The sequence below is a fragment of the Kitasatospora sp. NPDC085464 genome (assembly GCF_044541955.1).
In the GTDB taxonomy this organism is placed as follows: Bacteria; Actinomycetota; Actinomycetes; order Streptomycetales; family Streptomycetaceae; genus Kitasatospora.
Genome location: NZ_JBITTM010000021.1, coordinates 72,419 through 91,874, shown reverse-complemented (window position 1 = coordinate 91,874; position 19,456 = coordinate 72,419). Strand labels below are relative to the sequence as shown.

Annotated in this window: 15 protein-coding genes and 1 pseudogene; 12 read left to right on the top strand and 4 right to left on the bottom strand. The window is 73.6% G+C overall.

Going from position 1 to position 19,456, the window contains the following annotated elements:
• The first annotated feature begins 8 nt into the window (after window positions 1-8).
• Window positions 9-935, top strand: coding sequence for a helix-turn-helix transcriptional regulator (locus ACIGG8_RS20190; protein ID WP_396549547.1), 927 nt, complete (start codon window positions 9-11; stop codon window positions 933-935).
• A gap of 53 nt (window positions 936-988) precedes the next feature.
• On the opposite strand, the gene ACIGG8_RS20185 is transcribed toward ACIGG8_RS20190, so the two are convergent.
• Both ACIGG8_RS20185 and ACIGG8_RS20180 read right to left on the bottom strand, forming a co-directional pair.
• The gene (locus ACIGG8_RS20185; RefSeq protein WP_396549545.1) at window positions 989-1,384 is read right to left on the bottom strand and encodes a hypothetical protein; all 396 of its coding nucleotides are present in this window, start codon (window positions 1,382-1,384) and stop codon (window positions 989-991) included.
• Window positions 1,381-1,911 carry a hypothetical protein gene (locus ACIGG8_RS20180; RefSeq protein WP_396549543.1) on the bottom strand — a complete coding sequence of 177 codons (531 nt, stop codon included), beginning with the start codon at window positions 1,909-1,911 and terminating at the stop codon, window positions 1,381-1,383. The genes ACIGG8_RS20185 and ACIGG8_RS20180 overlap by 4 nt, the downstream gene beginning before the upstream one ends.
• Before the next feature lie 135 nt (window positions 1,912-2,046).
• Between ACIGG8_RS20180 and ACIGG8_RS20175 the strand changes: the two genes are divergently transcribed.
• From ACIGG8_RS20175 to ACIGG8_RS20150, 6 genes are all read left to right on the top strand, one after another.
• Complete coding sequence (locus tag ACIGG8_RS20175) at window positions 2,047-3,261, top strand: histidine kinase (RefSeq protein WP_396549541.1); 1,215 nt, start codon at window positions 2,047-2,049, stop codon at window positions 3,259-3,261.
• Window positions 3,249-3,893, top strand: a complete 645-nt coding sequence (locus ACIGG8_RS20170; protein WP_350523936.1) for a response regulator transcription factor — start codon at window positions 3,249-3,251, stop codon at window positions 3,891-3,893. Before ACIGG8_RS20175 ends, ACIGG8_RS20170 begins: the two co-directional genes overlap by 13 nt.
• Window positions 3,890-4,666, top strand: coding sequence for a DUF4097 family beta strand repeat-containing protein (locus ACIGG8_RS20165; protein ID WP_350523937.1), 777 nt, complete (start codon window positions 3,890-3,892; stop codon window positions 4,664-4,666). The genes ACIGG8_RS20170 and ACIGG8_RS20165 overlap by 4 nt, the downstream gene beginning before the upstream one ends.
• 103 nt (window positions 4,667-4,769) lie before the next feature.
• Entirely contained in the window at window positions 4,770-5,939 is a 1,170-nt protein-coding gene (dusB, locus tag ACIGG8_RS20160; RefSeq protein ID WP_396549539.1) for a tRNA dihydrouridine synthase DusB, read from the top strand.
• 564 nt (window positions 5,940-6,503) lie between these two features.
• A complete protein-coding gene (ppdK, locus tag ACIGG8_RS20155) occupies window positions 6,504-9,212 on the top strand; it encodes a pyruvate, phosphate dikinase (RefSeq protein WP_396549537.1) in 2,709 nt (902 codons plus the stop codon).
• Window positions 9,213-9,590: 378 nt separating this feature from the next.
• Window positions 9,591-10,103, top strand: coding sequence for a ribonuclease (locus ACIGG8_RS20150; protein WP_396549535.1), 513 nt, complete (start codon window positions 9,591-9,593; stop codon window positions 10,101-10,103).
• Between the two features lie 45 nt (window positions 10,104-10,148).
• Here the strand turns inward: ACIGG8_RS20150 and ACIGG8_RS20145 are convergent, their stop codons facing one another.
• Complete coding sequence (locus ACIGG8_RS20145) at window positions 10,149-11,144, bottom strand: hypothetical protein (RefSeq protein ID WP_396549534.1); 996 nt, start codon at window positions 11,142-11,144, stop codon at window positions 10,149-10,151.
• Between the two features lie 109 nt (window positions 11,145-11,253).
• On the opposite strand from ACIGG8_RS20145, the pseudogene ACIGG8_RS20140 reads away from it, so the two are divergent.
• Window positions 11,254-12,503 (top strand): annotated as a pseudogene (locus ACIGG8_RS20140) (ADP-ribosylglycohydrolase family protein).
• Here the strand turns inward: ACIGG8_RS20140 and ACIGG8_RS20135 are convergent.
• A complete protein-coding gene (locus ACIGG8_RS20135) occupies window positions 12,493-13,227 on the bottom strand; it encodes a GNAT family N-acetyltransferase (RefSeq protein WP_396549532.1) in 735 nt (244 codons plus the stop codon). The pseudogene ACIGG8_RS20140 and the gene ACIGG8_RS20135 overlap by 11 nt on opposite strands.
• Before the next feature lie 645 nt (window positions 13,228-13,872).
• Between ACIGG8_RS20135 and ACIGG8_RS20130 the strand changes: the two genes are divergently transcribed.
• The 4 genes from ACIGG8_RS20130 (at window position 13,873) to dnaG (ending at window position 19,445) form a co-directional block, all read left to right on the top strand.
• A complete protein-coding gene (locus tag ACIGG8_RS20130; RefSeq protein ID WP_350523946.1) occupies window positions 13,873-14,817 on the top strand; it encodes a PAC2 family protein in 945 nt (314 codons plus the stop codon).
• Window positions 14,818-15,043: 226 nt separating this feature from the next.
• Window positions 15,044-16,042, top strand: a complete 999-nt coding sequence (locus ACIGG8_RS20125) for an SGNH/GDSL hydrolase family protein (protein WP_350523947.1) — start codon at window positions 15,044-15,046, stop codon at window positions 16,040-16,042.
• 123 nt (window positions 16,043-16,165) lie between these two features.
• Entirely contained in the window at window positions 16,166-17,473 is a 1,308-nt protein-coding gene (locus ACIGG8_RS20120; RefSeq protein ID WP_396549530.1) for a deoxyguanosinetriphosphate triphosphohydrolase, read from the top strand.
• A 67-nt stretch (window positions 17,474-17,540) separates the two neighbouring features.
• Window positions 17,541-19,445, top strand: a complete 1,905-nt coding sequence (dnaG, locus tag ACIGG8_RS20115; protein WP_396549529.1) for a DNA primase — start codon at window positions 17,541-17,543, stop codon at window positions 19,443-19,445.
• Window positions 19,446-19,456 lie beyond the last annotated feature (11 nt).

Here is a 19,456-nt window from a genome sequence, read left to right as displayed (position 1 = left end):
TGGGGAGCATGAGCCTGACGACCCGCACCGCGCAAGCCCCGGCCGCCGCGAACGCCCTTGCCACCCCGGTCGGTTCCGCCGCGCCCGCCGCGCCCGCTGCCTCGGCCGCGCCCGGCGACGCGCGCCGGCACGAACTGGCCGCCTTCCTGCGCAGCCGCCGAGAGCGGATCGCGCCCGAGCAGGTGGGCCTGCCGATGACCGGGCGCCGCCGTACGCCGGGGCTGCGGCGCGAGGAGGTCGCGCAGCTCGCCGCGGTCGGGGTGACCTGGTACACGTGGCTGGAGCAGGGGCGGGACATCCAGGTGTCCACCCAGGTGCTGGACGCGGTGGCCCGGGCGCTGCTGCTGGACCCGAGCGAGCGCGCGCACCTGTTCACCCTGGCCGGTGCGGACGACCCGGCGCCGGTGCAGGAGTGCCCCTCGGTGACGCCGACCGTGCGGCTGGTGCTGGAGCAGATGGCGCCGTACCCGGCCCTGGTGGTCAACTCCCGTTATGACGTGCTGGCGTACAACGCGCAGTACACCGGGATCGTCGGCGACCTCTCCGCCCTGCCGCCCGAGGACCGGAACATGCTGTGGATGGCGTTCACACCCTCGCGGTTCCGCGACGTGCTGGTCGACTACCGCACCGAACGCCTCGGCATGGTGGCCCGGTTCCGTTCGGCGATGGCCGACCACAGTTCGGAGCCGGCGTGGAAGGCGCTGCTGGCGCGGGTGCTCAAGGCCTCGCCCGACTTCGCGGAGCTCTGGCAGCGGCACGACGTGATGCGGCCGAGCAACGGCGTCAAGCGCTTCCAGGTGCCCGGAGTCGGTCTGCTGAGCTGCGAGTACACCAACTTCTGGCTCGGTCCCCGGCACGGCAGCCGGATGATCACCTACACCCCGCTGGACGACGGGACCCGCGCGCTGATGGACCGACTGCCCACCGCGCTCTGACGACCCGGACGCCCGCCGGCCCGCCAGCGCGCCGGCCCGCAGGCCCGTCGGGCTCAGCCGCGGGCGGCCGCCTGGCGCCCGAGCAGCAGGCACACCACCGCGAGCGGCAGCTCGATGCCGCCCGCCATGGCCAGCGCCGCGAGCACCGCGTGCCCCGGCCCGGCGCAGGCGATGTCGGCCATCGCGTCCGCGGCGAGCAGCAGCGCCACCGTGGCGGCCGCCCACAGCGCGGCGGGGTTGTGCCGGCGCAGCAGCGCGTCCAGCGTGAGCAGGGCGGAGAACTCCACCAGGTCGAGCACGACCCACGGGGTCTCGTGGCAGACGGCGAGGATCGCCAGCCAGGGCAGCAGCGCGACCGCCGCCATGGCGGGCACCCGGGCGAAGCGCTCGGGCAGGACGAAGGCGGGGAGCGAGCAGGCGGCCCGGCCGGAGAGGGCGGCGGTGCTCATGCCGCACCCCCGATCCGGCGCGCCGGGACCCGCTCCAACGGCAGCCGCTCGGCCGGCCCGCCCGTCGGGTGATCGACCAGCACCGCGTCGAACGGCCCCTCTGCCCAGGCGAGCCAGAACCGCCCGGCGACCGTGACCACCTGGGCCGCGACGGCGGAGCTCACCGACCGGAACGCCCGCCGCCCGGCGAAGACCACCGAGGGCGCCGTGCCGTCGGCGGCCAGCCGGCCCCAGGCGATCACGTGCCAGGCCCGTCCGCCGGACGGGCTGCGCCGCGCCCCGCGCAGCAGCTGCGGGGTGAGCCGGGCGGCGACCAGGACGTCGGCCAACTCGCCGTGCTGGTAGAACTCCAGGGCGGCCCGGCCGCGGCCGGACCCGGTGCTGCGGACCGACCAGGGCCCGCTCCATGCCGACAGCGTCCCCTCCGGCTCCGACGCCGGGAGGAGCACGCCCCCGGGAACGCCGTGGCGCCCGGGGAGGCGCCGCCCGTGCGGCGGAGTGGCGGAGTGCGATGCGGTGCTCGTCATGTCCTCAAGTGTTCCGTCGGGGCGTCTTCCTGTCGGTGGTGCTCCACCCCGAATCGGGGGTGTAGCCAGCTACACCCCCTGTCGGGTACCCCCCTTCATGGTGACCGGTGATCATCGGGCCCTACGCTGTCCGGCATGCCCTCCACCACGTTGCGCCGAGCGCTCGTCAGGAGCCTCCGGCGCGCACCGTGGTCGCCCGAGGTCCGACGGGACGTCCGCTTCACGGCCGCCGGAATACCGCAGGCCCTGCCGATCTGGCTGGCCGTCACCGATTCCAAGCTGCTCTTCCCGCTGCTCGCCGTCCTCCTGCTCCTCACCCGCCCGCTGACCGCCCTCCATCGCGGCCGGCTGCGCGCGCTGTACGGGGTGGAGATCCCGCGGCCGCGGCCGCTGTCCGGGCGCCGGATGCTGCTGCTGGGGATGACCTGGCGTCAGACCCTCCACCACCTGCTGGTCGGCCCGCTGCTGGCGGCGGCCGCGCTGGCGGTGCTGTACGCCTGGGGCGCAGGCCTGGTGCTGGCCACCCTGTACGGCTGGATCTGGCTGATGCCTCCCGGCACCGCGCTGCGCTCCGACCTGGCGGGTCAGGACGTCTGGCTCACCCTGATCGGTGTGGTGCTGCTGCTCGGGGCGCACTGGCCGATGGCGTCGATCGCCCGGCTGGAGGCGTGGGCGGCGAAGTGGCTGCTCGGTCCCGACCGGGCGGAGGCGTTGGAGCGGCGGGTCGAGGAGATCGCCGAGAGCCGGGCCGGGCTGGTCGACGCGGTGGACGCCGAGCGCCGCCGGATCGAGCGGGACCTGCACGACGGCGCCCAGCAGCGCCTCACCTCCCTGGCGATGAACCTGGGCCTGGCCCGGCGCACCCTCAAGGACGTCCCGCCCGAGGTCATGCAGGTGATCGTCGACGCGCACGAGGAGGCGCAGGCGGCCATCGACGAGCTGCGCGACCTGGTCCGCGGCCTGCACCCGGCGGTCCTGGAGGACCGCGGTCTGGACGCGGCGCTGTCCGGCATCGCGGCCCGCGCCCCGCTGCCGGTGCGCCTGGACGTCGACCTGTCCGAGCCGATCGCGCCGACCGTCGAGGCGGTCGCGTACTTCACCGTGTCCGAGGCGCTGACCAACGTGGCCAAGCACGCCCGGGCCGGCCGGGTCGACCTCTCGGTGCGGGCGGCCGGGGGCCGGCTGCGCCTGGTCATCAGCGACGACGGCGTGGGCGGCGCGGACGCCGCGCGCGGCACCGGGCTCACCGGTCTGCGCAAGCGCGCCGCCTCGGTCGACGGGACGCTGTCCGTTCTCAGCCCCCTCGGGGGCCCCACCACCATCACCGTGGAGTTGCCGTGCGCGCTGTGATCGCCGAGGACTCGGTCCTGCTGAGGGTCGGCCTGGTCAAGGTCCTGGAGGCGGTGGGCTTCGAGGTGGCGGCCGCCGTCGGGGACGCCACCGAACTGCTGGCCGCCGTGGAGGAGCACCGCCCGAAGGTGGTGGTCGCCGACGTCCGGATGCCCCCGGGCTTCCACGACGAGGGCGTGAAGGCGGCGATGGTGATCCGCCGGCAGTGGCCGGACACCGCGGTCCTGCTGCTCTCCCAGTTCGTGGAGGAGCGCTACGCCGCCGATCTGCTGTCGACCAACACCAGTGGCGTCGGCTACCTGCTCAAGCAGCGGGTGGCCAACGTGGACGACTTCGTGGAAGCGCTGCAGCGGGTCGCCGAGGGCGGCACCGCGCTGGATCCGGAGGTGGTCGCCCAGCTGCTGGTGCGCCGCCACCGGGACCCGCTGGAGAAGCTCACCCCGCGCGAGCGGGACGTGCTCGCCCTGATGGCGGAGGGCCGTTCCAACGCCGCGATCGCCGCCTCGCTGGTGGTCAGCGACAGTGCGGTGGCCAAGCACATCAACTCGATCCTCACCAAGCTCGACCTGCCGCCGGCGGAGGACAGCCACCGCCGGGTGATGGCCGTGCTGCGATTCCTGGAGGTCGGGTGACGGCGGGCACGGCGAAGGCCTGGCGGGTCACCGGGACGCTCGCGACGGTCCTGGTCGTGATCGGCGCCGGCCTGCAGACCTGGTCGGTGGTGGCGCAGCAGCGGTCGACCGGCTCACGGTCGTACGACCGGCCGGTGCACCGCCTGAAGCTGGAGACCGGCAACGCCTCGGTGAAGGTGCGGGCCGGCCGGGTGGACCACGTGGTGGTGCACCAGCGGCTGGAGTGGATGCTGCGCAAGCCGGTGGTGTCGACCGTCTTCACGGACGACCTCGTCACCGTCGGGGTGCGCTGCCGGCAGGTGCTGCCGGTCGCGGACTTGGGATGCAGCGCCGAGATCGAGGTGGACGTGCCGGCCTCGACCGAGGTGTCCGGGTCGGTGAGCTCCGGCTCGGTCCAGGTGGAGGGCCTGAGCGGGAACGTGGACGTGAGCCTCACCTCCGGCGAGCTGCTGCTGGTCGACACCTCCGGGGACGTGACCGCACGCGCCACCTCCGGGCTGATCCAGGGCAGGAACCTGCAGGCGCGGCGGGTGGACGTCCGGACCACCTCGGGCTCGACGGAGCTGAAGTTCGACCGGGCCCCGGAGCAGGTGACGACCACGGCCACCTCGGGCTCGCTGACGATGACCCTGCCGAGGGGCAGCCGCTACGCCTTCTCCAGCGACGTCGGCTCCGGCAACGGCCGGATCGCCCCGGAGCTGGCGGACTCCGACAGCCCGAACCGCATCCATGCGACGGTCACCTCCGGGTCGATCAGCATCAACCCGTCGTAGCGGGACGCCGCGGCGGGCCGGCCGTCGCGGTCGCGGCGCGGGGCCGCTCACCCGGGTGGGGGACAATGAAGAGTCCCGTCCCCTTACCCGAGGTCAGCCGCGCATGACAGCCACGCCCGCACCCACCGCGCCCGACGCCGAGTTCGCGCCGCTCGACATCGGCCCGATCCGGGTGTGGCCGCCCGTCGTGCTGGCGCCGATGGCCGGCATCACCAACGCGCCGTTCCGCACCCTGTGCCGCGAGCAGAGCGGCGGCAAGGGCCTGTACGTCTCGGAGATGATCACCACCCGGGCGCTGGTCGAGCGCAACGCCAAGACCATGCAGCTGATCAAGTTCGACGCGAGCGAGAAGCCGCGCTCGATCCAGCTGTACGGGGTGGACCCGGTGACGGTCGGCAAGGCCGCCCGGATGATCGCGGACGAGGGCCTGGCCGACCACATCGACCTCAACTTCGGCTGCCCCGTCCCCAAGGTGACCCGCAAGGGCGGCGGCTCCGCGCTGCCGTACAAGCGCAACCTGCTGCGCGAGATCCTGCGCGAGGCCGTGGCCAACGCGGGCGACCTGCCGGTGACCATGAAGATGCGCAAGGGCATCGACGACGACCACCTCACCTATCTGGACGCCGGCCGGATCGGCGCCGAGGAGGGCGTGTCCGCGATCGCCCTGCACGGGCGCACCGCCGCCCAGCACTACGGCGGGACGGCCGACTGGTCGGCGATCGCCCGGCTGCGCGAGTCGGTCCCGGCGCACGTTCCGGTGCTGGGCAACGGGGACATCTGGTCGGCGGACGACGCGCTGCGGATGATGCGCGAGACCGGCTGCGACGGCGTCGTGGTGGGCCGCGGCTGCCTGGGCCGTCCGTGGCTGTTCAAGGACCTGGTGTCGATCTTCGAGGGCGACGTCGACTACGCACGCCCCGACTTCGGCTACGTGGCGCGGGCGATGGTGCGCCACGCGCAGCTGCTCGGCGAGTGGATCGGGGACGAGGCGCGCGGCGTGATCGACTTCCGCAAGCACGTCGCCTGGTACACCAAGGGCTTCTCGGTCGGCTCCGAGCTGCGGGTGCGGCTGGCCAACTCGTCCTCGTTGGCCGAACTGGCCGAAACGCTGTCCGAGGTGGAGCAGTCCCAGGGATGGCCGACCGGTGCGGACGGCCCGCGCGGGCGCACCAGCGGCAACAACCGGGTGGTCCTGCCGGAGGGGTGGTTGGACGATCCGTACGACTGCGCCCGGCCGGGTGCGGACGCCGAATCGGACACGTCCGGCGGATGATCTGTACGGACTGGCGAATTCGGCCCCTCCGGCCCGATTGCCACTAGGTCCCAGCCCTCTTGTCCATTCTGGACAGGAGGGCTCCTTTTCGGCGTCCCGATGTCACGGAACGGGCACGTTTCTGGACGCTGTGCGACGATCGACGGAGGCGTTCTACGTTCGACCGGTGAGACACGCTGGTGACGCTTGCCACACGCCGCAGGGACTGATGCCGGGTCAGTGGACGAAATGGACAGGTCGGCCGTGAATCGCTTCCCGAAGCCGGTCGACCGGAGATCGGGCGATCCGGGTGCAGGAAATCAAGCCGGGGCAACGCGACGGACCCACGGCCGCTACCCAGCGTCCGGATCGTGTGATCTTCGGGTTTCGTAGCGTTCAAGAGTTGAACGCTGGCTAGCGTCAGGCGGACGATTTCACCAACAGAGGTGAACGCCTTTATGTACATTCGATCTAGCGGGTTACCCCTCGGTACCGGCCTCGGGTGGCCTATTCAGGGCAGAGAAGTGCCTTCGAAATGGGTATGTTCTCCGGCGTCAGGGCAACCGCGTACGAGGAGACCGACCCGTGCCGTCCCAGCAGAAGTTTGTTTACTCCTTCACCGAAGGAAACAAGGACCTCAAGGATCTTCTTGGCGGCAAGGGCGCGAACCTGGCCGAGATGACCAACCTGGGCCTCCCCGTCCCCCCGGGATTCACCATCACCACCGAGGCCTGCAAGGTCTTCCTGGAGACCGGCAGCGAGCCCACCTCCCTGCACGAGGAGATCAGCGCCCACCTGGACGCCCTCGAAGCCGAGATGGGCAAGAAGCTCGGCCAGGCCGACAACCCCCTCCTGGTCTCGGTGCGCTCGGGCGCGAAGTTCTCCATGCCCGGCATGATGGACACCGTCCTGAACATCGGCCTCTCCGACGCCTCGGTGACCGGCCTCGTCGCCCAGTCCGGCAACGAGCGCTTCGCCTGGGACTCCTACCGCCGCCTGGTCCAGATGTTCGGCAAGACCGTGCTGGGCGTCGACGGCGAGCTGTTCGAGGAGGCCCTGGACGCGGCCAAGCACGCCAAGGGCACCGTCAACGACCTGGACCTGGACGCTTCCGACCTCCGGGAACTGGTCGAGGTGTTCAAGGGCATCGTCCAGCGCGAGACCGGCCGGGCCTTCCCGCAGGACCCGCGCGAGCAGATGGACCTCGCCATCCACGCGGTCTTCCACTCCTGGAACGGCGACCGCGCCCGGCTGTACCGCCGCCAGGAGCGCATCCCGAACGACCTCGGCACCGCGGTCAACGTCTGCACCATGGTCTTCGGCAACCTCGGCGAGGACTCCGGCACCGGCGTCGCCTTCACCCGCGACCCCTCCACCGGCACCCAGGGCGTCTACGGCGACTACCTGTCCAACGCCCAGGGCGAGGACGTCGTCGCCGGCATCCGCAACACCCTGCCGCTGGCCGAGCTGGAGAAGCTCGACAAGAAGTCGTACGACGAGCTGATGGCGATCATGCAGAAGCTCGAAAACCACTACCGCGACCTCTGCGACATCGAGTTCACCATCGAGCGCGGCAAGCTCTGGATGCTGCAGACCCGCGTCGGCAAGCGCACCGCCGCGGCCGCCTTCCGGATCGCCGTCCAGCTGGTCGACCAGGGCCTGATCGACCTGGACGAGGCCCTGATGCGGGTCACCGGCGGCCAGCTGGCCCAGCTGATGTTCCCGCGCTTCGCCCCGACCGGTGAGTCCAAGCAGATCGCCTGGGGGCTCGCCGCCTCGCCGGGCGCCGCGATCGGCAAGGTCGTCTTCGACTCCTACACCGCCGTCAAGTGGTCCCGCTCCGGCGAGAAGGTCATCCTGGTCCGCCGCGAGACCAACCCGGACGACCTGGACGGCATGATCGCCGCCGAGGGCATCCTCACCTCGCGCGGCGGCAAGACCTCGCACGCCGCCGTCGTCGCCCGCGGCATGGGCAAGACCTGTGTCTGCGGCGCCGAGGAGCTGGAGGTCGACACCAAGGCCCGCAAGTTCACCACCGCCGACGGCCTGGTGATCCACGAGGGCGACGTCGTCTCCATCGACGGCGCCACCGGCAAGGTCTACCTCGACGAGGTACCGGTCCTGCCGTCCCCCGTGGTCGAGTACTTCGAGGGCACCCTGCACGCCGGTGCCGACGTCCAGGGCGGGCTGGTCCAGGCCGTGCACCGCCTGATGTCGCACGCCGACGGCCGCCGCCGGCTCGCCGTGCGCGCCAACGCCGACAACGCCGAGGACGGCGGGCGCGCCCGCCGCTACGGTGCCCAGGGCATCGGCCTGTGCCGCACCGAGCACATGTTCCTCGGCGAGGAGCGCCGCAAGGAGGTCGAGCACCTGATCCTCGCGGACAACGACAAGGACCGGGAACTGGCCCTCTCCACCCTGCTGCCGATGCAGAAGGGCGACTTCCTGGAGCTCTTCCAGGCGATGGACGGCCTGCCGGTCACCGTCCGCCTGCTCGACCCGCCGCTGCACGAGTTCCTGCCCGACATCACCGAGCTGTCGGTGCGCGTCGCCCTCGCCGAGGCCCGCAAGGACCCGAACGAGAACGACCTGCGCCTGCTCCAGGCGGTGCACAAGCTGCACGAGCAGAACCCGATGCTCGGCCTGCGCGGCGTCCGCCTCGGCCTGGTCATCCCCGGCCTGTTCGGCATGCAGGTCCGCGCCATCGCCGAGGCCGCCGCCGAGCGCAAGCTGGCCGGCGGGGACCCGCGCCCCGAGGTGATGATCCCGCTGGTCGGCACCGTCCAGGAGCTGGAGCTGGTCCGCGACGAGTGCGAGCGCGTGCTCGCCGAGGTCTCCCAGTCCACCGGCGTCCAGCTGGACATCAAGCTCGGCACCATGATCGAGCTGCCGCGCGCCGCGGTGACCGCCGGACAGATCGCCGAGGCCGCCGAGTTCTTCTCCTTCGGCACCAACGACCTGACCCAGACGGTCTGGGGCTTCTCCCGGGACGACGTGGAGGCCTCGTTCTTCACCGCCTACCTGGAGAAGGGCATCTTCGGGGTCTCCCCGTTCGAGACCATCGACCGCGACGGCGTCGGCTCGCTGGTCAAGCACGCCGTCGAGGCCGGCCGGGCCACCCGCCCCGACCTCAAGCTCGGCGTCTGCGGCGAGCACGGCGGCGACCCGGACTCGGTCCACTTCTTCCACGAGGTGGGGCTGGACTACGTCTCCTGCTCCCCCTTCCGGATCCCGGTGGCGCGCCTGGAGGCAGGCCGCGCCGCCATCGAGTCGGCGGGCAGCGACTCGCGCTGAGGGAGGGAAGGCATCCCCTCCTCACGCGCGGGCACGACTGACCGCTCCCCCTCCCACCGGGAGGGCGTACACCGGAGCTCGGCGCAGGAGAACCGGCGTACGTAACACGGCCGGGGGGGGGCGGGCCCCCGCCGCCGGGGGCCCCCCCCCCCCCCCCCCGGGGGGGGCCCCCCCCCCCGGGGGGCGGGCACCACCACCCCCCCCCCCCCCACCCCGTCGCGAACACCCCGCTCCTCGCCCCCTCACACCCCCCCAACCAACCCCCCCGCCCCCGCCCCCCCCCCCCCCCCCCCCCCCCCCCCGGCCGTACGTCCGTGTGGCCTCGGCCACGTGCGTGACGCGGCTCCCGCGGCACCGGCGCCTGCCAAGCTGGGGCGCATGACCAGAAGCAAGAGCCCGCTCGTCGTCGTGGCCGTCCTGATCCTGGTGGTCCTCGCCGGAGCCGGCTACCTGCTCGCCGGCAAGGGCGGCGGCAGCCACCCCAAGGCCGCCGCGAGCGCCACGGCGGCCGCCACCGCGGGCACTTCGACGGGCAGGTCCGCGGCCCCCAAACCCTCGGCCCCCAAGTCGTCGCCGCCGTCCGGCACCTGGGTCCCCGCCGACCCCGCACTGGCGGACGTCTGCCGCACCAAGCTCCCCAGCCAGGCCCAGGACACCCTCGGCCTGATCGCCAGGGGCGGCCCGTACCCCTACAACCGCGACGGCATCGTCTTCGAGAACCGCGAGAGCCGCCTCCCCCGGAAGTCCGATGGCTACTACCACGAGTACACCGTCGTCACCCCGGGCTCCGACGACCGCGGCACCCGCCGCGTCGTGACCGGCAACGCCGGCGAGCAGTACTGGTCCGCGGACCACTACGCCACCTTCCAGGAGATCGACCCCCGCTGCTGAAAGGCCGTCGGCACCCCGTCCCACCTCGCCCGACGCCACCTCGCATCACCTGGCCCGGCGCCAGGTGATGCGGCCGTGGGGGCCGTGGGGGCCGGTGGTGACCAGGGCGGTCAGTTCGTGGAGCACCGGGGCCGGGTCGCGGCGGAGCTGGACCGGGGTGGTGCGGACGACCGGGAGGCCGGCGGCGGTGAGCCGGTTGGCGCGGGCCAGGCCGCGCTCGTGGTCGGCCGGGCGCAGGTGCCACGCGCGGGAGTCGATCTCCAGCGCCACGCAGGCGTGCGGCCAGTAGGCGTCCGGGACGGCGAGGAAGCGCCCGTCCAGGAAGAGCACCGGATTCCACAGCGGTTCGGGCAGGCCCGCGTGCGCGAGCAGTTCGCGGGCCTCGCCCTCGACCACCGAGCGCACCCCGGAGGTCAGGTCCTCCACCGTCCGGGCCACGTGCGGCAGCCCGAGCGCGCCCGGCCGGGTGAGCAACTGGTCGAGCAGCTCGCCGAGTTCGCAGTGCCGCCGCTGGACGGCCTCGGCGCACAGTGCCCGGAACCGGCGCTGCCCGGTCTCGCCCGGCGCGAGGTCCGCCAGGGCCCGCGCGACGGTGGTGCCCCACAGCCCGTCGTCCCGCTCGAAGCCGCCCGGCATCACCCCGGAGGCGCGGTGGATCCGGACGAACTCCCGGTTGCAGACACGACGTTGACGGGGAATCAGAACATCGACCGCGGCGAGGTCGGCCGGGTGGCCGGCGCTCGGCAGCCCGGCGTCGGCCAGCACCGCGAAGCCGGTCAGCAGCACCTCCCCGACCTGCGGATCGCGCCCCTTCGGAGTCGCGTAGGCCAGGGCGGCCCGGAGCTTCTGATGGACCGTCAACCTTCCGCTCTGCAGACAGATCACCCGGGGCAGCACCTGCTGCCAGGGCCCGCCCGGCCGCAGTCGGTGGGCGATGGTGCCGGAGGGCACTCCGAGCCGGCGCAGCTGCGCCCGGGTGGCGATGTGCTGCTGGTCGGCGCCGAGCAGGGCGACCGGGTGGAGCGGGTTCGTGCGGGTCATGCCAGGGTGCTGCCCGCCCGAATCGGAGGTATGCGAAACATCCCTCGTCGGGGGCTGCCGGGCAAACGTGTTGACGAAGCGGCGCCCGACCGGCTGAGCTGGTGCCCATATGACGATCCCATCCGCCGGCCCCGCGCTCGACGCGCTCAACGGCCTCTCCGTCGGTGACGCCCTCGGAGCCCGGTTCTTCGTCCCCGGCACCGCCCGCGCCCACCTCGCCGTCCGTACCGACCCGCCCGGCCCCTGGCCGTGGACCGACGACACCGAGATGGCCTGCTCGGTGCACGCCGCCCACGCCGAGCGCGGCACGATCGACACCTTCGACCTCACCCACGCCTTCGCCCGCCGCCACGACTTCGACCGCGGCTACGGCCCGGCCGCCAACCGGATGCTCCGGCTGGTCCGGGAGGGCGGCGACGCCCGGCGGCTGGCCGCCGAACTCTTCGACGGCCAGGGCTCGTACGGCAACGGCGCCGCGATGCGGGTCGCCCCGCTCGGGGCGGCGTACGCGGACGACCGGCCGCCGCGGTGCGGCCCGCCGCCGACACGGCCGTGATCACGCACACGCACCCGCAGGCCGTGGACGGCGCGATCGCGGTCGCGGTGGCGGCCGCCCACGCCGCCGCGGCGCGGACCGCGCCGACGACGCCCGAGGACTTCCTGCGGGCCGTGGTCGCGCTCACCCCGTACGGCGCCGTCCGGGACGGCCTGACCGAGGCGGTCGGACTGCTCGCCGAACCGGACCTCCGGGTCGCCGCGAAGGTGCTCGGCAACGGCAGCCGGACCTCCGCCGCCGACACCGTCCCGTACGCCCTGTGGTGCGCCGCCCGGCGGTTGGCCGACTATCCGGCCGCCGTGTGGGAGGCGATCGCGGCCGGCGGCGACATGGACACCGTGGCCGCGATCACCGGCGGGGTGGTCGCCGCGCACACCGGCACGGCGGGCATCCCCGGCGCCTGGCTGGCCGTCCGGGAACCGCTGCCGGCCTGGGCGTTCCCGGAGCCGGGCAGCGTCCACCCCGGCGACGGCGCTCGTCTGCGGCTCCCGCAGCCGCACCCCGTCCCGGACGTGCTCTGGACGGACGAGCAGTGGCAGCGCATCCGGTCCGACGCCCCGCGGACCGCGCCGCGCACGCGTTGGTGGGTCCGCACCCGGGAGGGCGTGGTCAGCGTGCACCACCGCCGGGGCCACCCGGTGTGGGAGGTGACGGTCGCGGCCGTCCGGGGCGGCCGGCGCCCGGTCTCGGCCCTGGTCGAGGCCTTCCCGGGCGGCTACGCGCCGGGCCCGACCGGTGAGAACCTCGCCGATCTCGCCCTCGTCCTGCAGTCCGCGGCCGCCCGGGACCCGCTCAGGCCGTGATCATCAGGTGCCCGGCGCCGCTGCCGCCGTGTCTAAGGCACTCCTGGTTGATCGCCGGATCCGGGGCGCTCGGCGAGGTGGCGGCGGCGATCCGCAGCTCGATGATGTCCCGGACGGCCGGCCACTCGGCGTCGAGGATCGAGTAGAACGCGGTGGACCGCACCACCCCGTCCAGCCCGCGGGAGTGGGCCCGGCGCACGCCCTCCGAGGTCGCGCCGAGCCGCTCGATCGCGGCGCGCGAGCGCTGGTTGCGGGCGTCCGCGCGCAGCGAGATCCGCTGCACGCCCCACGTCTCGAAGGCGTGGCGCAGCATCAGCAGCTTGGCCTCGGTGTTGATGCCGGTGCCCTGGGCGCGCGGCGCGAGCCAGGTGTTGCCGATCTCGGCGGCGTCCGGCACGGCCGTGGCCGGATCGCCGAACGGCACGCCGGGCACCGGCGGCCACACCATCGGGCCCTGCCAGTAGTCCAGTTCCAGGAACCGGGTGGAGCCCACCACCCGGCCGTCGGCGACGTTCACCGTCGCGAACGGCAGCGACCGTCCTGCGGCCTGGTCGGCGAGGGCACGCGCGATGTAGTCGCGGGCCGCTTCCAGGCCGTGCGGGACGGGGGTGAAGGCGTAGGTCGTACGGTCCTCGGCGCCGGCCTCGGCGATGGCCTCGGCGTGGTGCGCGGCGAGAGGCTCCAGCCGCACGGTGCGGCCGGTGAGGATGACAGGTACGGGCACGGAACCTTCGGTCCTTCATCGGTCGGAGGGTGCCTCCCGGGCCGGGGTGCGGCACGGGGTGCGGTGGACGTTTCGCCCCGGCCCGTGACCGTCCGCCGGGTAGCCGTGCACGCCGGAGGATCCGGTCGGGCGGGGCGGGGGCGGCGGCCCGGAACGGGCGGCGCGGGGTGCCGGAACGGACACGGGTCCTCGGACCGGTCCGGCGGGAAGAGCGAGGGGACAGTGTGCGTCCGCGAAATGGCCGAGAAGGAAACGAGAGCGCGAAGGGAAGCAGGCGGCCAGGTGAAGGCAAGATGCGTCGTGGGTGGCTGGCCGAGCACCGGACCGGGACGTGGCCGACGGCGTTACGGACGACGTGACGACGACGCGACGATGCGAGGCAGCGAGAGGACGATACCCGCCAGAAGGCGGTGCGTCACTTCGCGGCGCGCGAATGGCCGCGCGGGCCGCTCCGGCGCGCCCCGGAACGGGCCCCCGCACGCCCGTGACCAGGGATTCTTCCTCCGAGTGCGATCATGGTCCGGAGCGGTCGGCCGCGGCCCCGGAGGAGTCGTCCGGCGTGGCGGGAATTCCGGCGGCGCCCGGCACGCTGGAGAGGACGAGAAGCCGGTCGGACGACGAGCAGAGAACGGGGTTGGGTGCGCGGTGCGTGACTTCCAGGCGCTGTACGAGCTGGATCAGCAGGGCGTGGCCGCGGTGGCCGCGGCCACCGCGCAGTTGCGCGACACCGGCGCCGGTCTGGTGCTGCTCCAGCACTTCGAGGGCTTCATGGACGCCGGCGAGGCCGGCGGCCAGGTGGTGGCCCACCTGCTGGAGACGGGATCGCCGCAGGTGGTGGCCCGTTTCGACCACGACCGGCTGGTCGACTACCGGGCCCGCCGCCCGGCGATGGTCTTCGACCGCGACCACTGGACGTCCTACGACCCGCCGGAGATCCTGCTCCAGCTCGTCCACGACGCGGCGGGCGCGCCGTTCCTGCTGCTCACCGGCCCCGAGCCGGACGTCGAGTGGGAGCGCTTCGCGGGCGCCGTCCGCGAGCTGGTGGAGCGCTTCGAGGTGCGCCTCTCGATCGACTTCCACGGCATCCCGATGGGCGTGCCGCACACCCGCCCGGTCGGCCTGACGCCGCACGGCAACCGGCTCGACCTCGCGCCCGGGTACCCGCAGTGGTTCGAGCAGGCCCAGGTGCCGGGCAGTGCGCAGGCGCTGCTGGAGTACCGCCTGGCGGAGGCCGGGCACGACGTCCTGGGCTTCGCCGTGCACGTCCCGCACTACGTGGCCCGCTCGGCCTACCCGGCGGCGGCCGTACTGGTCCTGGAGGCGGTGCAGTCCGCCACCGGGCTGGTGCTGCCCGGCACCCGGCTGCGCGAGCGGGTCGGCGAGGTCTACGCCGACATCGAGGAGCAGCTGACGCAGGGGGACGGCGAGTTGCGCTCGGCGATCCGCGGCATGGAGGGCCAGTACGACGCGGTGGCCGGCGCCGAGGGCCGGGAGAGCCTGCTGGCCGAGCCGACGGACCTGCCGTCGGCGGACGAACTGGGGCGGCGCTTCGAGCAGTTCCTGGCCGAGCACGAGCGCGGCGCGGAGTAGCCGCACGCCGACGCGCACCGCAGCAGACGCGCACCGCGGCAGCGGGGCAGGGGGCCCGCGCAGGCGGCCCCGATGGCGTTCCCGTCGGGGACGCGGGTTCCCCTTGGAAGGATTTCGCGGAGGCGGGAGTCATCCCCGGCGGCCGTACGTTGGAGCCTGAGGTGCCCGGGGGACGGGCTGCCATGAGGAGCCGACCGTGACTCGTCGTACCCCCGGGGGGGATGCCATGCCCAGGACCACACGCCCGACCGTCGCCGTGACGGCCGGGCTGACCGCGCTGCTGCTGGCCGGGTGCACCGGCGGCAGCGGTGCGGACAGCGGGGGGAAGGGCTTCGCGGGCGCCGTGCCCGCTCGCGCGCAGGCCGGCGCGACCCCGTCCGCCACACCCACCCCGCCGCCCGGCGGCCCGTACGTCGCCCTCGGCGACTCGTACACCGCCGGCATGCAGATCCCGCCGCAGACCGGCGAGCCGAGCGGCTGTTTCCGCTCCGCGGTCGACTACCCGTCGCTGGTGGCCAAGGGCCTCGGTGTGGCGTCCGGGCAGTTCCGGGACGTCAGTTGCAGCGGCGCCACCACCGAGGACCTGACCGGACCGCAGACCACGGGCAACGGCCGCAACCCGGCCCAGCTGGACGCGCTGGATGCGGACACCCGGCTGGTCACCCTCGGGATCGGCGGCAACGACGCCGGTTTCATGGAGGTCGTGCTCGAATGCGCCAAGGACAACCTGGTGGACGCGGTGAAGGGCGTGATCAAGCAGACTCACGCCGCCTCGCCGTGCCGTGACCACTACTCCTCCGCCGACGGCACCGACGAGGTCCAGCGCAAGGTGGACACGGCGGGCGACCGGCTCGGCCGGGCCCTCCAGGACATCAAGCGGCGCTCCCCGCAGGCCCGGGTGTACGTGATCGGGTACCCGACGCTGCTGCCGGCCGACCCGTCGAGCTGCCTGCCGGTGCTCGGCAGGACGGTGGCCCTCCCCGACCTGGGCTTCCTGGTGGAGAAGGAGAAGCAGCTCAACGGGATGCTCAGGAAGCACGCGGAGGAGGCCGGCGCGGTGTTCGTGGACACGGCCGGGCCCTCGGTGGGGCACGACATGTGCGCGGGGGAGGGCGAGCGGTGGATCGAGCCGCCGTTCCCGGCCCGCGGTCTGGCGCCGATCCACCCCAACGCCAAGGGGCAGGAGGCGGTGGCCGGGGTCGTCCTGAAGGCCGTCCGCGGCTGAACCGCCATCGCACCACCTCCTACTGGCGCGCAGGGGCGGGGGCAAGGGTTCACGCTCCCGTCCACGCCCCTTCGTGCGCGGCACATCCCGGGTGTCGGGGGTGCGGCGTACCGTGAGGGGCATATGGATGACACCGCGCACCGCCTCTCCGACCCGATCCCGTACGACCACAACGCCGAGGCCCGCTGGGTCCCCGAACCCGACAAGCGCCCGGGCCGGACGGCGTTCCAGCGCGACCGCGCCCGGGTGCTGCACTCCGCGGCGCTGCGCCGGCTGGCCGGCACCACCCAGGTGGTCGCCCCGATGCGCAGCGACTTCCCGCGGACCAGGCTCACCCACTCCCTCGAATGTGCCCAGGTGGGGCGGGAGTTGGGCGCGGCCCTGGGCTGCGACCCGGACCTGGTGGAGGCCGGCTGCCTGGCCCACGACATCGGCCACCCGCCCTTCGGTCACACCGGCGAGGAGGCCCTCGACCAGGCCGCCGAGCAGTGCGGGGGCTTCGAGGGCAACGCCCAGTCGCTGCGCATCCTGACCAGGCTGGAACCCAAGCGCTTCGCCCCCAAGGAGGAGCCGTCGACCCGGCTCGCCCCCTGGCCGGGACGCAGCGTCGGCCTCAACCTGACCCGCGCCGCGCTCGACGCCGCCACCAAGTACCCGTGGACCAAGGGCGCCCACCCCGTCGACCCGGCCTCGCCCAAGTACGGCGTCTACGCCGACGACCTGCCGGTCTTCCGCTGGCTGCGGGCCGGCTCCCCGGCCGGGCGCAAGTGCTTCGAGGCCACCGTGATGGACTGGTCCGACGACGTGGCCTACTCCACCCACGACGTCGAGGACGGCCTCCAGGCCGGCCACATCGACCCGGCCGCGCTGCGCGCCCCGAGCGAGCGCACCGAGGTCTTCGAGGTCGCCCGGCGCTACGCCTCCGACGCCGAGCCGGAGGAGCTGGCCGCCGCCCTGGACCGGCTGCTCGCCCAGGAGTGGTGGCCCCGCTCGTACGACGGCACCGCGCGCGACCGGGCCGGGCTGAAGGACCTCACCAGCCAGCTGATCGGCCGCTTCTGCCTGGCCGCCGAGCAGGCCACCCGCGCCCGCTACGGCCCCGGCCGGCTCACCCGCTACGCCGCCGAGCTGGTGGTGCCGCGGGACGTCCGGCTGGAGTGCGCGGTGCTCAAGGCGCTCGCCGTCCGCTTCGTCATGCAGCGCGACGAGCAGGCCCAGCTGCGGGCCCGCCAGCGGGTCGTGATCGCCGAGCTGGCGGACGTCCTCACCCGGCGCGCCCCCGAGGGCCTGGACCCGGTGTTCGCCGCGATGTACCGCGAGGCCGAGGACGACCGGGCCGCCCTGCGCACGGTCATCGACCAGATCGCGACCCTGACCGACGCCTCGGCGCTGGCCCTGCACGCCAAGCTCGTGGGCGCCGCCGGGGCGTGACGCCGCGGCCCGCGGGCCCGGCTCCGGCCCCTGCTCGAAACCCCGGCCACCCCAGTAGACTTCCGGGGTGGCCGGGCGGATCAGGGACGAAGACGTACAGGCGGTGCGCAGCGCACTGCCGATCGACGCGGTGGTCGGCGACTACGTACAGCTGACCAACGGTGGCGGCGGGGAGTACAAGGGCGTCTGCCCCTTCCACGACGAGAAGTCCGCCTCCTTCTACGTGAACCCCGCCAAGGGCGTCTTCCACTGCTTCGGCTGCCAGGAGAACGGCGACACCATCGCCTTCCTGATGAAGATCGAGCACTTCACCTTCGCCGAGGCCGTCGAGCGGATGGCCGCCCAGGCGGGCATCACGCTGCGCTACGAGGAGGGCGGCTACAGCCCGCGCCACCAGCAGGGCGAGCGCACCCGCCTGGTCGAGGCGCACAAGGTGGCCGCCGCCTACTACCGGGAGCAGCTGGCCTCGCCGGAGGCGGAGATCGGCCGCCGCTTCCTGGCCGAGCGCGGCTTCGACGAGGAAGCGGCCAAGGCCTTCGGCGTCGGCTACGCGCCGGCCGGCTGGGAGCACCTGGTCCGCTACCTGCGCGGCAAGGGCTTCACGGACAAGGAGATCCTGCTCGGTGGCCTGGCCTCGCAGGGCCAGCGCGGCGGCCTGATCGACCGCTTCCGCGGCCGGTTGGTGTGGCCGATCCGGGACATCGCCGGCGAGGTGGTCGGCTTCGGCGCCCGCCGACTGCGCGAGGACGACAACGGTCCGAAGTACCTGAACACCCCCGAGACGCCGATCTACAAGAAGTCCCACGTGCTGTACGGCATCGACCTGGCGAAGAAGGAGATCGCCAAGTCGGGCCGGGCGGTGGTGGTCGAGGGCTACACCGACGTGATGGCCTGCCACCTGGCGGGGGTGACCTCGGCGGTGGCCACCTGCGGCACCGCGTTCGCCGAGGACCACATCAAGATCATCCGTCGGCTGCTGATGGACACCTCCCAATACCGGGGCGAGACGGTCTTCACCTTCGACGGCGACGCCGCGGGCCAGAAGGCCGCGCTGCGGGCCTTCGAGGACGACCAGAAGTTCGCCGCCAAGACCTCCATCGCGGTCAGCCCGGGGGGCATGGACCCGTGCGAGCTGCGCCTGGCCCAGGGCGACGAGGCGGTCAAGCAGCTGATCGACAACCCGGTCCCGCTGTTCGAGTTCGCGCTGACCTCGGTGGTGGCCCGGCACCGGGTGGACACCCCGGAGGGGCGCTCGGCGGCGCTGGAGGAGGCGGCCCCGATCGTCGCCAAGATCAAGGACCGCTCGATCCAGCACGAGTACGCCGTCCGGCTGGCCGGCATGCTCGGCATCCTGGACGAGCCCTTCGTGGTGCGCCGGGTCTCCCAGCTGGCCCGCTGGGACCGCGAGCGCCAGCAGAACCCGCGCGGTGCCGCGCAGCGCCGCCCCGAGCCGGTGCAGCCGCCGCGCCCCGCGCAGTCCGCCTTCCGGCTCAACCCGCGCGACCCGGCCCAGTTCGTCGAGCGCGAGCTGCTGAAGCTGGCCCTGCAGCACCCGGACCTGGTCAGCCCGGCCTTCGACCACTACGGCGAGGACGAGTTCCCGACCCCGCCGTACACCGCCGTCCGGCAGGCCATCGCCAAGGCAGGCGGCGCCGCGTACGGTGCGACCCTGCCGGACTTCACCAGCGCGGTGCGCGAGGCCTCCCCGGACGACCGGGTGCGCTCGCTGGTCACCGAGCTGACCGTCGAGCCGGTGCGCTCGCGCCGCAAGGCGGACGCGGTCTACGCGGGGGAGTTCCTGGTCAAGCTGCGCCGGCTGGCCGTCGACCGCCGGATCGACGAGGTCCGCGGCTACCTCCAGCGGCTCGGCCACCGGGCCGACGCCGAGCAGCTGCACGCGGTGCAGACCGAGCTGTGGCAGCTCCAGCAGTACGGGCAGGCGCTGCGCAGCCGGGGTGCCGCGGCGCTGTAGGACGGTTGCGC